This window comes from Colwellia maritima (genome assembly GCF_022669015.1).
Taxonomy (GTDB): Bacteria; Pseudomonadota; Gammaproteobacteria; order Enterobacterales; family Alteromonadaceae; genus Colwellia; species Colwellia maritima.
The window spans coordinates 198,790-214,960 of the sequence record NZ_JAKKSL010000004.1 but is presented as its reverse complement, the minus strand read 5'-3'; the positions used below and the strand labels follow the sequence as shown (position 1 = coordinate 214,960).

9 protein-coding genes and 7 pseudogenes are annotated in these 16,171 nt (G+C 36.3%); 7 read left to right on the top strand and 9 right to left on the bottom strand.

Translation table 11 applies throughout. The features are described from left to right. Positions 1–76: 76 nt before the first annotated feature. Entirely contained in the window at positions 77–1,249 is a 1,173-nt protein-coding gene (nhaA, locus tag L3081_RS19620; protein WP_242287919.1) for a Na+/H+ antiporter NhaA, read from the bottom strand. A gap of 254 nt (positions 1,250–1,503) precedes the next feature. Here nhaA and L3081_RS19615 point away from each other — a divergent pair, with 254 nt between their 5' ends. Further along, complete coding sequence (locus L3081_RS19615) at positions 1,504–1,974, top strand: Lrp/AsnC family transcriptional regulator (protein WP_242287917.1); 471 nt, start codon at positions 1,504–1,506, stop codon at positions 1,972–1,974. A 348-nt stretch (positions 1,975–2,322) separates the two neighbouring features. Here L3081_RS19615 and L3081_RS19610 read toward each other — a convergent pair. The 4 genes and pseudogenes from L3081_RS19610 to L3081_RS19595 all read right to left on the bottom strand — a co-directional run bounded on the left by L3081_RS19610 (position 2,323) and on the right by L3081_RS19595 (position 5,628). Further along, positions 2,323–3,080, bottom strand: a pseudogene (locus L3081_RS19610) (DUF3300 domain-containing protein). 213 nt (positions 3,081–3,293) lie between these two features. Continuing rightward, positions 3,294–4,629: pseudogene (locus L3081_RS19605) on the bottom strand (ATP-binding protein). Further along, a pseudogene (locus tag L3081_RS19600) lies at positions 4,626–5,305 on the bottom strand (response regulator transcription factor). Before L3081_RS19600 ends, L3081_RS19605 begins: the two co-directional pseudogenes overlap by 4 nt. A 2-nt stretch (positions 5,306–5,307) precedes the next feature. Beyond that, positions 5,308–5,628: a PepSY domain-containing protein gene (locus L3081_RS19595; protein ID WP_242287916.1), complete on the bottom strand. Its 321-nt coding sequence runs from the start codon at positions 5,626–5,628 to the stop codon at positions 5,308–5,310. 173 nt (positions 5,629–5,801) lie between these two features. Between L3081_RS19595 and L3081_RS19590 the strand changes: the two genes are divergently transcribed. The 3 genes from L3081_RS19590 (at position 5,802) to L3081_RS19580 (ending at position 7,562) form a co-directional block, all read left to right on the top strand. Beyond that, on the top strand, positions 5,802–6,191 hold the full coding sequence (locus L3081_RS19590) for a hypothetical protein (protein WP_242287914.1): 390 nt from the start codon (positions 5,802–5,804) through the stop codon (positions 6,189–6,191). Further along, on the top strand, positions 6,136–6,645 hold the full coding sequence (locus tag L3081_RS19585; protein WP_242287913.1) for a choice-of-anchor H family protein: 510 nt from the start codon (positions 6,136–6,138) through the stop codon (positions 6,643–6,645). Before L3081_RS19590 ends, L3081_RS19585 begins: the two co-directional genes overlap by 56 nt. Positions 6,646–6,809: 164 nt before the next feature. After that, positions 6,810–7,562, top strand: a complete 753-nt coding sequence (locus L3081_RS19580) for a substrate-binding periplasmic protein (RefSeq protein ID WP_242287912.1) — start codon at positions 6,810–6,812, stop codon at positions 7,560–7,562. A gap of 144 nt (positions 7,563–7,706) precedes the next feature. On the opposite strand, the pseudogene dnaJ reads toward L3081_RS19580, so the two are convergent. From dnaJ to grpE, 3 genes and pseudogenes are all read right to left on the bottom strand, one after another. After that, positions 7,707–8,850, bottom strand: a pseudogene (gene dnaJ, locus L3081_RS19575) (molecular chaperone DnaJ). A 224-nt stretch (positions 8,851–9,074) separates the two neighbouring features. Beyond that, a complete protein-coding gene (gene dnaK, locus L3081_RS19570; RefSeq protein ID WP_242287911.1) occupies positions 9,075–10,997 on the bottom strand; it encodes a molecular chaperone DnaK in 1,923 nt (640 codons plus the stop codon). Between the two features lie 279 nt (positions 10,998–11,276). Further along, positions 11,277–11,908, bottom strand: a pseudogene (gene grpE / locus L3081_RS19565) (nucleotide exchange factor GrpE). 268 nt (positions 11,909–12,176) lie between these two features. On the opposite strand from grpE, the pseudogene nadK reads away from it, so the two are divergent. The 3 genes and pseudogenes from nadK (at position 12,177) to L3081_RS19550 (ending at position 15,368) form a co-directional block, all read left to right on the top strand. Further along, positions 12,177–13,047 (top strand): annotated as a pseudogene (gene nadK / locus L3081_RS19560) (NAD(+) kinase). Positions 13,048–13,186: 139 nt separating this feature from the next. Beyond that, positions 13,187–14,862, top strand: a pseudogene (gene recN / locus L3081_RS19555) (DNA repair protein RecN). A 131-nt stretch (positions 14,863–14,993) separates the two neighbouring features. After that, entirely contained in the window at positions 14,994–15,368 is a 375-nt protein-coding gene (locus L3081_RS19550) for an outer membrane protein assembly factor BamE (RefSeq protein WP_242287909.1), read from the top strand. Positions 15,369–15,467: 99 nt separating this feature from the next. Here L3081_RS19550 and fabA read toward each other — a convergent pair whose 3' ends face one another. After that, entirely contained in the window at positions 15,468–15,983 is a 516-nt protein-coding gene (gene fabA / locus L3081_RS19545; protein ID WP_242288221.1) for a bifunctional 3-hydroxydecanoyl-ACP dehydratase/trans-2-decenoyl-ACP isomerase, read from the bottom strand. Between the last annotated feature and the right edge of the window lie 188 nt (positions 15,984–16,171).

The window sequence follows — 16,171 nt, the reverse complement described above, 5'->3', positions numbered from 1 at the left end:
CATTGTAACGAAAAAAGGTGCCTACTTCATCAAACAAAATTCAGAAATAGAACACCTTTTTATTCATGGTTATGCGTTAAGGCACTTTTTTCAATGCGCCTTTAATCACAAAATAACCTAATATTCCAGAGATGAGTGAACCAATGACAATACCTAACCTATCTTGATAAAGCGGGCTACCTGTACTTTGTTCAAACGCAAGAGAACCGATAAATAAACTCATGGTAAAACCAACCCCACATAAAAGTGCGACACCATATAATAAAGTCCAATTAACATTTGTTGGTAATTTGGCAAAACCTAGTTTAATCGCAATAAAACAAAAGCCAAAAACACCTAACTGCTTACCGACTAATAACCCTAAAATAATACCTATAGGTACAGGAGACATAACTTGATCAAGCCCTACGCCAGTAAAATTAATACCCGCATTGGCAAAAGCAAAAATAGGTAACACAATAAAAGCGACGGTTGAATGTAAATTATGCTCTAACTCCTTGAGTGGTGATAGTTCACCATCTTTCCCTTTCATTGGAATAAAAAACGCAAGAATAACACCCGCTAATGTTGCATGTACGCCCGACTTTAATACTGCAATCCACAGAACAACCCCCACAAAAATATAAGGCGAAGTACTCGTTACGTTCTTTTTATTAAGTATGAATAAAATTGTTAACATGCATGCTGAAACAATGAGCGCTAACGTAGACAATTGATCAGTATAAAATAACGCAATAATAATAATGGCGCCTAAATCATCGAAAATAGCTAAAGAAGTGAGAAAAACCTTCAATTGTAAAGGAACTTTTGAGCCAATTATCGCAAGTATTCCAAGTGCAAAAGCAATATCCGTAGCCGTTGGGATAGCCCAACCATTAAGTGCTTCTGTATTATCATAATTAAACGCAGTATAAATCAATGCCGGCATTAACATACCACCTAAGGCGCCAATAGCCGGCAGTGTTACTTGCCCTGGCTCTGATAGATCGCCCTCTAAAAATTCGCGTTTTAATTCAAGACCCACTAAAAAGAAGAATAAAGCCATGAGGCCATCGTTAATCCATAAAAGTAAGGGTTTAGCTATTTCTAGTTTACCTACAGCAACAACAACAGGCACATCAAGTAATAAATTGTACCAACTTGCCCAAGGGGAATTTGCGAGTATCATGGCGAATACAGCGGCAAACATTAAAATAATACCACTAGCCGATTCTTTTTTTAAAAACGTTTCTATCGTTGTTATAGCCATTTTTTTCCTTTTTAATTTAAAATTTCGCCAATACAAGTGACATAATATGTCAAGCACAAGGCTCTAGGCAACAAATTTATTACATTCAACTTTATTCATCTTTATTCATCTTTACTAACGCGTATAAAACGCTAAAAATTCGGAAAAACAGAATAAAACGAAATAAATGCATGTTTTATTGATTAAAACTAGCTTGGGTTTGTTGTTTAAGTATAATACAAATAATAACTAAGTGATTCTATTATAGGTTAATAATGAAAAAACTCGACAATATAGACCTCCATATTTTAACTATTTTATACAATGATGCTGATATTAATAATAAAGAGTTAGCCGAAAAAATAGGTATTGCTCCCTCAACCTGTTTAGAACGTGTAAAACGGTTAAAACAAAACAGGGTAATCAGAGGTGCTTTTATTGACGTAAATTTAAACACTATCGGCGGTAATATTGAAGCGATTGCTGCGATTCGTTTGCAACCTTATTCAGAACAAATTGTAAATAAATTCCGCGATGACTTATTACAATACCCTGAAATTTTAAACTTGTATCATATGGGAGGGAGCTATGATTACTACATACATATGTCAGTGCAAGACAGCGAACACTTACGCCAATTTGTTTTTAAAAAAATCACCTCTCGTGATGAAGTAACAACAGTAGAAACATCCCTTGTATTTGAACATAGCCGTAGCGGTGTTCTCCCTAACTTCCAAGATGAGTAGACTTCTGAGGCCATTTGTTTTAACTCAACTTACCCTGTGCTGTTAATACCGTTCCTTAGTATGTTTCGTTTTAGTACGATTAAAATTTTCGGGTTTTGATGACGTTTTTCTAGTCTGTTGTTTTGTTTTTGATTGGTGATTACGCTTTGTTCCCGTTAAAGTTCTCGGTTTATTCGTGATACTTTTAGGTGAGTTAGTAATCACCCGGTCAGGTTTTCTCTTTACTATTAGAGTGCTTACTTACCAGTATATTGTTTTTCACATGATGTGTTGTTAAATTAACATGAGAATGTGATTTCGATTTTATTACTCGATTTGTTTTATGTGGCTTAACAGAACGATTACTGTTTACACCCCAATTTTTTTATCTGAATAACCATGGTACTTTTCACGAACAACCCTGTTTTTATATGAAACACCTCTTCTATGAATGGGTTTATGCAACCAACGTTTAGCATAACCACCACGAGTAATTTGTCGACGAGGTCGGTAATGATGGGTTTTTCTCGGGTTAACCACCACAACATGATGATTATTCCAATGAAAAGCACTAAAAAAATAATTAAATGAAATATGAATACCTGAATGCCAAGCAAAAGGTCTGTAACGATTTACAAAAACGTTACGATGAGGAGTCCAATAAACTGGGGGATAAGAAGACCAGTGCCAAGCACCATAAACCATACGCGTGTCATAATAAGGCACATAAACAATTTCTTGTTCGCGTGGTTCAATAATTATATTGTTATTTTCATAGCTTACGTCTAGGTTCTCCATTTTATCAAGATTTCCGGAAGCTTAGCTTGCTCCCTAAGTGACTGAATACTAATCAACAATCTCTCTTCATTCTCTAAAAAAGCATCACCAAGCTGCTGTGTCCAACGCAAGTCTTCACTTAATCGGTTAAGAATACGTTCAAAAGGCACTAATGCTTTAACACTGGCATCCCACTCGAACGTTTCAATTGCTTTTACTAATTGCGTTGAATTAAGTTTGTCATTTTTAAGTAACCAACGCTGAGCTTCAACAATTTCAATAGGATAAGTTGCAGCAATTAAAATATGTGTTAACAGACTATCGGGATACAATGCAATAGGGGCTAACATTTGCGCTAGCTCTGCCTCAGTAAATGTTCGCTCTTCTACTTGCACTTGCTGCGCTTGATCGTCTTGTGCAAAAGCCGTAAAACTGGCAAACGCATAAGTTGTAATAGCACAAACAAAGCTAAAAACGCGTAGGATGTTTTTCATCATTATAATCCTTATGATTAATGTTAAGTCATAAAGATAACAAAGCTAAACTGAACGTTAGCTGAATCATCAAAAGGTAATAGTAAAAACAGCGCCAGTAAGCGTGGTTGAGTTACCAATAGCTAATTGCCCCTGATAACTACTAACTAAATCATTAACGATGGCTAAACCAATACCATGCCCCGCCTGATAAGTATCTGCACGACCACCTCGAGAGAGAATAACTGCTTGTTGTGAATCATCTATACCTACACCATCATCGGCAATTTCAATACATAAATTTTTATTGGTGGTGTACACATCGATAGCAACTTCCTTTTGTGCCGCTTTGCAAGCGTTATCCAAAAGATTGCCTAAAATTTCCATTAAATCCGCTTTATCACCTTTAAATATAGCTTTTGTATCGACCTTAACAATAAAAGATAGGTTTTTATCACGATATATTTTAGATAATGTTTTGATAAGCTTGTCGGTAACTTGGCTAACCTGAACACCTATATGCCAAGAAGACTGCCCTGCACTTTGTGCTCTTTTAAGTTGATGATCAATAATTTGATTAATCACCTGAAGTTGCTCTTTCGCACTAACAGAAACATCTCCCTGACTTTGCAATACTGCAAGTGGGTTTTTAAGACTATGCGCGAGATCAGCTAAGGCATTTCGATAACGCGTACGCTGATTTTCCTCCGTGATAAGCAAACTATTTAATTGTTGTGTAACTTGTTGTAATTCCCGTGGATACATAGCATCTAGTGCTTTTTTCACCTTTTTCAATCTGCTCAAGTTCGCGTGTTAAGACGTTAAGCGGTTTTAATGTCCAAAGTAACCAGATAATTTGCACAAAAATAAATACAATCATTAACACCAACAACCATGTCCAGAGTTGCTGTTTGAATTCTTGAAGTACAATGGCAGAATTCTGTTGATCTTTCATCAAATGTAGCGTGACAGGAAACGACTGTCCGTTCTCAGAAAAACTAACACTAAAACTATAAAGTAAATGACTATTACCCGCTAAATTTATTGTTGAAAATTGGGTTTGACCCACCTTTGGAAAAGGTAAAATAGAGGGGACTGATAATGTGAGTAATGACTGCGATTGCCATAGCGGATCGTCATCTTGATTCGCATCCTGCTTATCTTTAGGTAAAGCAGTGATTAAGGCATATAAACCTGATTGACTCACGTTAAATTGGGTTTCTAATAAGAGTTCAGGCATTAACAGTTGGTTATTTTCAACCTCAGCAACCGTAAAAATGGAGTAACTGTAGGCTTTCAATTCATTTTGAATCGCTAAAATTAATTGTTTTTCAAACGCTTTTGTTAATGTTAAGCCAATAATAGGTAGCATAACCACAGTCATAATTAATGTACTTAAAAACAACCTAACTTTTAAAGAGTTCATTCGTTGTTAAATCGCTTTAACTTATACCCATGTCCTCGCAGCGTTTCTATAAAGCCATACTCACTAGTCGGATCTAATTTTTTTCTTAATCTCCGAACAAATACCTCAATAACATTTGAATCAAGATCGAAATCTTGATCATAAATATGTTCGGTCAAAATTGCTTTAGAGGTAACTTCGTCTAGATGTAGCATCATGTATTCAAGTAATTTATATTCAGAGCTACTAAGTTTTATTGTTTGGTTATTTACTTCAACTTGAAAATTTTTGGTGTTAATCGTTAACGGCCCATTTTTGATTAAGGGACTTGCTTGTCCACCGAGCGGCGAATAAGTGCATTTAAACGTGCCAGTAACTCTTGTGGTTGAAAAGGTTTAGTTAAATAATCATCTGCCCCTGCATCTAAACCAACCACTTTATCTTGCCAACTGTCTCTTGCTGTCAGTACGATGATTGGAAAATCAATATTTTTCTCACGTAGCATTCGAATAACGCTAATCCCGTCAATGATGGGTAAACCGATATCAATAATTGCCGCATCGTAGGGATATTCTTGTCCTTGAAATAAGCCTGTTTCACCATCACTGGCTAAATCCACTAAGTAATTCGCAGCGGTTAAGTGCTCATATAAATTACGTTGTAGGGCTAAATCATCTTCAATTAATAATAAACGCATACTTAATTGCCACCACTGATACGGCCGGATTTTGCATCTACATAAACCGACACAATATTACCGTCATTTTTAATTAGCTTAACGCGATAGCCTGTATTCTGCTTTTGTACTTTAAGTACCTTACCACCAAAACGAGATTTAGCCATGTGAGCAGCCTGCCGGCTGCTAATGACATTTGCCTGTTGCTTCGTAGTTGACCTACCCTGATGATTAACTTGCATAGTAGCAGCACTAAGTACACCACCACTTGCTAAAGAACAGGTAGAGTGCGCGACCATAAAAATTAAATAACAACGTAAAAAATAAGGTAAAACAAGTTTCATTTATGTTCCAAGTACTAGCAAGCATGGTGTTAGTTAATAGCTATAGCTTATTTAAAATCATAACGCTTAGCAACTGAATATAAGCTGAACATTTTCATAATAGATCATTCAGCTTGTATTCATCTTAACTGCGCTTTAATAACTGCATAAGTAAAAACAGCTAAGGATATATTATGTTTAAAACACCGTATAAAATGAGAATAAACAAATCAAAGTTACTAACTAAAGGTCTATTGTTCACCGTTGCCAATATGCTTTGGGCTACCAATGCATTTGCCAATGAAGTCAGTGAGATTTCTACACCAATATACACAATTTCCCAAGGGGCATTCAAAAGTGAGTTTGATATTGATAAACGCAAAAATATGACATCGTTCGATAAACTTACTGCAATCCCTGATCAATTGAGTAACAAAGCAACTTCGAAGACCCGAGAACAGATGACAAATACCGCTAAAGGTTTTGTTAATAAATCAGCCAAAAACCTATTAGTACAAAATAGTTCCTATGATTATTACGCTGATTTTAGCATTTATGGTGCCACCAAACTTTTTAGCAGATGACTTAGATGGTGACGGTTTTTACCAAACTTTTAGTGTGATTTTTGACGCTGATATTTATAGCTATACCGCAAGCCCTTGGGGTGAAGTATATGCTTTGTTATATCTCAGTAAAAATGGTGGCCCTTGGGTTCACTATTTCACCACAGATTATTTTATTATTGAAGGTGAATCTGATACCGACGAATATGAAGTAATGACCACTTTTTTATCGGGTTATAATGCTGATTATTATGATGTGTTAATTGATTTATATCAGGTTGGTTATAACGATATTGTTGCTAGTTACAGCTCTGATGATGACAATGCACTGTACGCTTTATCATTAGAAAGTGCCGACCATGATGAACCTTATATAGAAGTAGTTCAGGTACATGGTGGCGGTAGTTTTTCGATAATGAGTTTACTCATAGTGTTAATCATCGTAGCGTGTAAATCTCTCGTACACAGAAAATAACAAGACCAGAAAAGTTAAACCATTTAATTGTTTTTACGTTTATATTATATAATTGTGTATTCAACACGTTGAAAATTGTATTTTAAAACAGATAGATTTATATTGATTTTGTACTTACACTGTAGAAGATCAAATTATGTAATTGACAATTAAGAGGAAAAATAATGAAGATGCTTAATAAATTATTTTGTATCGTTTGTTTCTTATTTTTAACTTTTTCTGCTCAAATATATTCTAAAGAACTTATCTCTCTTTATACCTATTTAAACAAGCCCCCCTTCATAGTTGATAAAGAAAATGAATCTGGTTTAAGTTATGATTTGGTCAGAAGTTTAAATCAATTTTCCACAAATTACACTTACCAACTTGTTTATATACCAAAACAAAGATCAATAAATTTTTTGATAGATCCTGGCGTATTACTTTGGGTTAACCCTCTCTGGGTTAAAGACAAAGAAAAGATAAAGTATGCTTGGATAGAAGACTTAATTAAAGATAAAGAGTTGTATATAACCAATGATCCAAGCTTAAGATATAAAAATCCGACATCTCTATTTGGTAAAACATTGGTAGGCGTTCGCGGTTACACATACATAAATCTAGAAAACTTAGTGAAAAAACATAAGATCAACCGTGTCGATGTGACGAAAGAGTTATTAGTGCCACAAATGCTAATAAAGAATAGAGCTGACATTGGTGTTATTGGCATGCAAACTTATTCATATATTCAAAAAGAATTTCCAAAAATAACAGAGAAGCTATTTATTTTAGAAAATTATGAGATGGAGTTTACCCGAAGTATTTTAATTTCTAAAGCGAATATAGGAATCAAGGATGATATTAATATTTGGCTTGCTTCAGTACAAGGTAAGGCACAATGGTTAGCAATGAAACAAAAATGGCTTCATCCATGGTAAATCTATATCTATGGTAAATGGTAAATGGTAGTGTACAAAAATAATCGGATAGTGTTCGGCTTTTGCTTGCTTCGCTAGGAAAAAAACCACATAAAGCGAACTTGATGTGGTTTCTTAATTGATATAACTTATTTATATGCTAATTTAGCCTTTTAAGTCATCGAAAAACTTTTTAACGCCATCGAAGAAACCTGTTTCTTTTGGGCTATGCTTTTTACTGCTTTTACCCATTTTCTCTTCTAATTGGCGTAACAAGTCGGCTTGGTCACCAGATAAATTAACAGGTGTTTCTATGACCACTTTACACATTAAATCGCCTGTTGTTGCACTGCGCACTGACTTAACGCCTTTACCACGTAAGCGGAACATTTTGCCTGTTTGTGTCTCTTTCGGTACTTTAAGTTTAACTTTACCGCCTAAGGTTGGCACTTCAATTTCACCACCTAAAGCTGCGGTAACAAAACTAATGGGCACTTCGCAGTATAGGTGGTTTTCATCACGAACAAAAATATCGTGGTCACGTACATTCACTTGCACGTATAAATCACCCGCGGGTGCACCATGTTCACCTGCTTCACCTTCACCTGACAGACGAATTCTATCACCCGTATCAACACCTGGTGGAATTTTTACAGATAAGGTTTTCGTTTTCTCTACACGTCCTTGACCACGACATGCAGGACAAGGATCAGTAATTATTTTTCCTTTACCACCACACGTTGGGCATGTTTGCTGCACAGCAAACAAACCTTGACGCATTTGTACTTGCCCGTGTCCGTGACAGGTAGTACAGGTTTTAGCCGATGTTCCTTTTTTAGCGCCTGAACCATCACAAGGTTCACAACTAACATAAGTAGGTACTTTAATCTCTAGGCTTTTACCTTTTACCGCATCTTCAAGATTTAATTCAACGTTATAACGTAAATCAGATCCACGTTGTGCGCGCGATTGTCTGCCACCTCGGCCTCGGCCGCCACCAAAAATATCACCAAAAATGTCACCAAAAGCATCACCAAAGTCACCTTGACCACCGCCAAAACCGCCACCACCACCGTGGCCGCCTTGTTCAAAAGCAGCATGGCCGTATTGATCATAAGCAGCACGCTTTTGATCATCTTTTAAGACTTCATACGCTTCTTGAATTTCTTTAAAGGTTTCTTCTTTTTCTTTATCGCCCTTGGTTCTATCCGGGTGATATTTCATCGCTAACTTTTTATAGGATTTTTTGATATCGCGCTCATTGGCATCTTTTGATACTTCCGACTTCATAATAATCGCGTTTTGACATAAATGACTTCTTTTGGTTTGTACTTTAATTAACATTGGCTTTAACGTAAGAAGCGCCGATATAAATCAGCGCTTTAAATTTACTTAACTAAAATAGCAGCATTTTAATTACTCAGGTTAGGCTATATCGCTTTACTTCAAAGCGAAGGCACAATACGTAGGCTATACGTGAGTACCTTCAACGATGAAATTAAGTAATAAAACGACACCTGCATACATTAAAAACTATTTATCGTCTTTCACTTCTTCAAACTCAGCATCTACAACATCATCTGCTGAATCAGCGCTGTCAGCTTCTTGAGCCGCCCCTTCAGGTGCACCTTGAGCTTGTTGTTTCGCTTGAGCAATTTCCATTAATTTAGCAGAGGCTTCCATTAATGCTTGAGACTTAGCGTCAATCGCTTCTTTATCTTCACCTTTAAGCACAGTTTCAAGTTCAGAAATAGCAGCTTCAATTTTCTCTTTATCTTCGCTTGGTAAATCATCGCCGCCTTCTTCAACTTGCTTGCGAGTAGCATGAACCATACCGTCAGCTTGGTTACGAGTTTGTACTAATTCCTCAAACTTAGCATCAGCATCAGCATTCGCTTCTGCATCACGTACCATTTGCTCTACTTCATCATCTGATAAACCAGAAGACGCTTTAATGGTGATTTTTTGCTCTTTACCTGTATTCTTATCTTTTGCTGTTACATGCAAAATACCATCAGCATCAATATCGAAAGTTACTTCGATTTGTGGCGTACCACGTGGTCTTTGATCAATCCCCTCAAGGTTAAATTGACCTAATGATTTATTAGCACTGGCTTGCTTACGCTCACCTTGAACAACATGAACAGTCACCGCGGCTTGGTTATCGTCAGCAGTAGAGAATGTTTGTGATTGTTTCGTTGGAATAGTGGTATTTTTATCAATAACTTTCGTCATGACACCACCCATTGTTTCAATACCTAATGATAATGGCGTAACATCTAATAGAAGTACGTCAGTAACATCACCAGATAAAACACCCGCTTGAATCGCAGCACCTGCCGCTACAGCTTCATCAGGGTTAACATCTTTACGTGGCTCTTTACCAAAGAAATCTGTTACCGCTTTTTGAACCATTGGCATACGTGATTGACCACCAACTAAGATAACGTCATTAACGTCACTTACTGATAAATCTGCATCCTTAAGCGCTTGTTTAAGTGGCTCTAAAGTTGCTTTAACCATATCTTCAACAAGAGATTCTAACTTAGCGCGTGTTACTTTAATGTTCATATGCTTAGGGCCTGAACCATCAGCAGTGATATAAGGTAAGTTAACATCTGTTTGTTGAGCTGAAGACAATTCACATTTTGCTTTCTCTGCAGCTTCTTTTAAACGTTGCATCGCTAATGGATCAGTTGTTAAATCCATACCTTGATCTTTTTTGAATTCAGCAACAAGGTAGTTAATTAAACGGTTATCAAAATCTTCACCACCTAGGTGAGTATCACCATTAGTCGCTAATACTTCGAAAGTATGCTCGCCATCAACTTCATCAATTTCAATAATTGAGATATCAAAAGTACCACCACCTAAATCGTAAACAGCAACAACTTTATCACCTTGCTTTTTGTCCATACCGTAAGCAAGGGCAGCAGCCGTTGGTTCGTTAATAATACGTTTAACATCTAAACCAAGAATACGGCCAAGATCTTTCGTTGCTTGGCGTTGTGAATCGTTAAAGTAAGCAGGAACAGTAATTACCGCTTCAGAAACTGTTTCACCTAAGTAATCTTCTGCTGTTTTTTTCATTTTCTTTAACACTTCAGCAGACACTTGTGGTGGCGCAACATTTTTGTCACGTGCAGTAACCCAAGCATCACCGTTGTCAGCTTTAACAATGCCAAAAGGCATAATTTTAAGATCACGTTGTACTTCTTCATCTTCAAAGCGACGACCAATTAAACGCTTAATGGCAAATAATGTGTTTTTTGGGTTAGTGACTGATTGACGTTTAGCAGGTTGACCTACTAATGTTTCGCCATCTTCAGTGTAAGCAATAATTGAAGGAGTGGTACGGTCACCTTCTGCATTTTCAATAACACGAACTTTGTCGCCGTCTAATACAGCAACACAAGAGTTAGTTGTACCTAAGTCAATACCAATGATTTTACCCATGAGGGGGAAGCTCCTATTTATTACGTTATTACGTTCAATTACGTTTTACTCTCATCGAAAGTAAAATGTTTATCTGTTGTTGAAATAGTAAATGGGGGTAGGAAAATACTTTTCAATAGAAAATTTGTAAAAATTTAATTTTATTTGAAATACAGCCCTACTTTTTCGTTGTGTTTTTTATCCTCTAAAAAGGCAAATACAAAAAAACCAGACAAAATGTCTGGTTTTTATCTGTGTACATAGAACCTGATATCGGCTCAAATACTATTATTTTAGTAATTAAACAGACTCATCAACACTAGGGGCTGCTTTTGACACCATAACCATGGCAGGACGAATTAAACGACCATTAAGTTCATAACCTTTTTGCATTACGGCAATCACGGTATTAGGTACAACACCAGGAACTTCTTGCATTGACATAGCTTGATGCAATTCAGGGTTAAAAGGTTGATCTTGAGGATCAACCGCTTTAACACCAAATTTTTCTAATGACGAAGTTAAACCTTGCAAAGTTAATTCAACGCCTTCAATAACAGCCAACTTACTTTCGTCGTCTTTATCAATATTTTGTAAAGCGCGTTCTAAGTTGTCAACGGTGACAAGCATTTCACCGCAAATTTTTCTAAGGCAAACTTTCTCGCTTTTTCAACATCTTGTGCAGAACGACGACGAACATTATCCACCTCAGCCTTAGCGCGAATAACGGAATCTTTTTGATCAATAACGGTCGCTTGCGCTGTCGCTAAAGCAAGTTCTAATTCATTAATACGCTCTTGATCGGCACTAAGTACCTCATGTGCGTGTTCATGCTGCTCTTCAACTTGCTCTTCTGCTTCTTTCACTATCTCTGCTGCTAACTGCTCTTCAACTGTTGGCTGACTTTCTGATTTTGTAGACTCTGTCGTCATAAAAAACTCCAATTAAATCTTAATAACGTTACAATAAAAAAACATATTGATGCTAATTATGGGGCCAAGATTATGCTATTCAAGCCCTTTAACAACAGAAATAAATTATTAACTAACGTTTACGCAATTTCTAACGTACTCAGTCCTAAACATAATCACTTCTCTTGGTATTAACGCCAAAAAAAATCATTTTATCAAATACAAACTTTACAAGCCACGGAAATAAGGGGAAACTTCTTTTAAAGAGATTAACTATGAAATAATTGTTATGGCTCAACACTATAGAACAATTGGCCTGATTGGCAAACCTAACCACCAAGGTGCAAGTGCAACAATTTTAGCATTGCATGACTATTTGCTTGAAAATAAATATCAAGTATTGATCGAAACAACGGTTGCTACTTCAATAAACATTAAAGGGATGAAAGTTTGCTCACTGACCGAAATTGGTGAACAAGCTGATCTTGCGATAGTGGTTGGTGGTGACGGCTACATGTTGGGCGCTGCCCGTGTTTTAGCCTGTTTCGACATTGGTGTTATTGGTGTAAACCGAGGAAACTTAGGTTTTTTAACTGATCTGTCACCTGATGAAATCATCAAACCTTTAGCCAAAATATTAAAAGGTGAATCACGTTCTGAACAACGTTTTATTATTGAAGCCGAAGTTTATCGTCATGGTAAACTCAAAAGCTCTAATAGCGCAGTCAATGAAGCCGTACTTCATGCCGGTAAAGTTGCCAGTATGATTGAATTTGAAGTGCATATTGATAACTGCTTTATGTTTAGCCAACGATCTGACGGCCTTATTATTTCTACACCTACCGGCTCAACAGCTTATTCCATGTCAGTTTGGTGGACCAATATTGACCCCTAACTTAAATGCCTTATCTTTAGTGCCTATGTTCCCACATACACTAACAAGTAGACCTATCGTTGTTGATGGTGACAGTGAAATTAAGCTTATCTTGGCCAATGAAAATCAAGAAAGCTTACAAGTAAGCTGTGATGGTCATGTTATTTTAGCCGTTATGCCGGGCGATGAAGTGATTATTAAAAAAAGTGTTAGCACCATACGTTTAGTTCACCCCCTTGATCATGATTACTTTAATGTATTACGCAGCAAATTAAGTCAGGGGTAACAAACTTTACTAGTATTGTGCTTAGTAAATAAGTACAAAGATTAAGTGAAATATAACAGTAAAAACATTTGCATTATATCTATTTACTGTATAAATTAACACCTAAGTATTTATACAGTATTATTAGGTGCTCGACATTATGCTTTTACAACTAAACATTCAAAATTTTGCCATCGTTAAATCTCTCGATATCGATTGGCAATCAGGCATGACCACTATTACAGGTGAAACAGGAGCAGGTAAATCAATTGCAATTGATGCTTTAGGTTTATGTTTGGGCGATCGTGCCACCACTAATGTAGTTCGTCCAAACAGCAAAAAAGCAGAGCTTGCTGCCACCTTTGAAACTCAACATAATAAAAGTGCGCAACAATGGTTAACGCAACATGACTTATTATTAGAATCAAATACTGAATGCATACTACGACGGGTCATATCTGCCGAAGGTCGTTCAAAAGCCTATATTAATGGCAGCCAAGTGCCCTTAGTACAGCTGAAAGAAGTAGGTCAATTGCTCATTAATATTCATGGACAACATGATCACCAATTAATTATGAAGTCGAGCCAACAATGTAAATTACTTGACGAATATGCCAATAATAAACCGGCACTTGATGAAGTAAAACATTACTATCAACAATGGCATAAGCTAAATAAAGAATTAGACTTATTACAACAAAATAAAATCCAAAGAGAAGCGCAGCAACAACTCTTGCAATACCAAGTACAAGAGCTAAATGAATTTGCCTTACAAACAGGTGAATTTGAAACCTTAGAAAGCGACTATAAGCGCCACGCAAACGCACAAGACTTACTTGATACCACTCTACAATCCTTGCAAACACTAACTGAAGATGAAAACTTTAACGTGCTCGACTCATTAAGACACTGTAGCGAAAATATTGGTAGCATTGCCCGTTTAGATAACAGGTTAGCGAATGTTGCAACGCTACTTAATGACTCTTTTGTTCAAATTGAAGAAGCTTCTGCTGATCTTAAGCATTATTATCAAGATCTTGAATTAGATCCTCAAGCTTACGCTATGATTGAAGAACGCTATTCTACTGCCTTACAACTAGCAAAAAAACACAGTCTTCCCCCGGAAAATTTAGTTGGTTTTCATCAAGAATTAATTCAAGAGCTAGCCGCAATCTCTAATGATGAATCAAGAATTAATACTGTGATCAGTGAAATGGCTAAAACTGAACAACACTATCATGAGAGCGCATTAGTATTAACAGCTTCAAGAAAAAAGCCGCAAAAACCTTAAGTCAATTAATAAGTAAAAGCATGCAAGAACTTAATATGCCTCATGGAAAATTTCATATTGGTATAGAATCAATTAATAGTAACACTGGCAGTCTTTCAGCTAATGGCATAGATAAAATTGATTTCCAAGTAAGCATTAATCCAGGTCAATCATTAGAAGCCATGAATAAAGTTGCTTCAGGGGGTGAATTATCGCGGATAAGCTTAGCCATGCAAGTAATTCTTGCTGATAAAATTGTAACTCCAACTTTAATATTTGACGAAGTTGATGTAGGAATCAGTGGACCAACAGCGGCAATGGTTGGTAGAAAACTACAACAACTCGCAAAAAATACACAGGTAATATGCGTAACCCATTTACCACAAGTTGCTTGCAAAGGTCATCAACAATTTTTTGTGAGTAAATTAACTGACGGTGAACACACAGAAACAAAAGTTACGGAACTAAGTGAGCAAAGTCGCATCCAAGAAATAGCACGTTTACTTGCCGGTGATAAAATATCAGAGCATAGTTTAGCGAATGCGCGAGAGTTATTAGCAAGTTAAATAAGTGTGCAGATATGAAATTTATGAAAAATAGCTTTGTATCTCAAGCCATGCTTCGTTATTATCCCTGCTCACACTTTATGTGTTAATTTGTATTTGTATTCATTTATATTGAAGGAAAGTAAAATTTCATGTTGTTTCGTACCTCAATTATTGCCGTAGCGCTATCACTTTCTGCCTGTTCAAGCCGGGTTTATCGAATCGATATTCCACAAGGTAACTACCTTGAACAAAAAAGCATAGACAAAATACAAATAGGTATGACCAAGGAGCAAGTGAAATTTGTTCTTGGTAGCCCTGTCATGATAGATTCATTTGATGCTGATACATGGAATTATATTTATCGTTTTAAATCAGGCCGTAGTGCGAAATTAGATATGCAGAAAAGTTTTATAATAAAGTTTGAAGATGACAAACTTGTGTCAGCAGAAGGTGATTTTGAATTATCAGAAAATTTCAATACGCCATTTAATCAACCGATTACTACTGATGAAACTGACAAGTAAATCCCAGAAAGCGAAGCTAATTAGCTAGCAGTATAGCCGATTAAAATGGGTTAACTCTTTTTACAACACGCTTAAAAGATGTTAACCCAAAAACCAATACTAAAACTTACTTGTATCAGTAAATAATCCCACTTTTAAATCTTTCGCTGAATAAATTTCACGACCATCAACACTCACACTACCGTCAGCTAAGCCCATATAGAGTTTACGTTTAATAACACGTTTAAAGTCAATTCTAAACGATACTTTTTTTGCTGTTGGTAAAATTTGACCGGTAAATTTAACTTCACCCACACCCAACGCACGACCTCTACCCGGTCCACCTGTCCACGCTAGGAAAAATCCAACTAACTGCCACATTGCATCTAAGCCTAAACAACCTGGCATAACAGGGTCGCCTTTAAAGTGGCAATCAAAAAACCAAAGATCTGGCGTAATGTCTAATTCTGCTTCAATAAACCCTTTACCAAACTCACCACCCTCTTCAGTAACAGTGAGAATACGATCCATCATCAACATATTATCTGAAGGAAGTTGAGAGTTTCCTTCACCAAACATTTCACCAGTACCGGCTTTAATTAAGTCTTCTTTGCTATATGAACTCTGTTGTGCCATTGCCATCAGTTTTTTTACCTATAAAAGTTGTTTATTTAAATCTGTAATATTTGTTGAGCGCTACTTTAGCGAACACTTGTACACTAAACAACTCTGAACAGTAAAAAAATAGGTGTTTTAATGATAATAGTCAACTTTTATGTTGTTATTAAGCTGCATGTTGATATTGCAAAATCGACCGGTCAAGG

Bases quoted from the DNA above. Each gene is read 5' to 3' on its own strand.
- nhaA (WP_242287919.1), bottom strand. From the start codon at position 1,249: ATGGCTATAACAACGATAGAAACGTTTTTAAAAAAAGAATCGGCTAGT.
- L3081_RS19615 (WP_242287917.1), top strand. From the start codon at position 1,504: ATGAAAAAACTCGACAATATAGACCTCCATATTTTAACTATTTTATAC.
- L3081_RS19595 (WP_242287916.1), bottom strand. From the start codon at position 5,628: ATGAAACTTGTTTTACCTTATTTTTTACGTTGTTATTTAATTTTTATG.
- L3081_RS19590 (WP_242287914.1), top strand. From the start codon at position 5,802: ATGTTTAAAACACCGTATAAAATGAGAATAAACAAATCAAAGTTACTA.
- L3081_RS19585 (WP_242287913.1), top strand. From the start codon at position 6,136: ATGATTATTACGCTGATTTTAGCATTTATGGTGCCACCAAACTTTTTA.
- L3081_RS19580 (WP_242287912.1), top strand. From the start codon at position 6,810: ATGAAGATGCTTAATAAATTATTTTGTATCGTTTGTTTCTTATTTTTA.
- dnaK (WP_242287911.1), bottom strand. From the start codon at position 10,997: ATGGGTAAAATCATTGGTATTGACTTAGGTACAACTAACTCTTGTGTT.
- L3081_RS19550 (WP_242287909.1), top strand. From the start codon at position 14,994: ATGTTGTTTCGTACCTCAATTATTGCCGTAGCGCTATCACTTTCTGCC.
- fabA (WP_242288221.1), bottom strand. From the start codon at position 15,983: ATGGCACAACAGAGTTCATATAGCAAAGAAGACTTAATTAAAGCCGGT.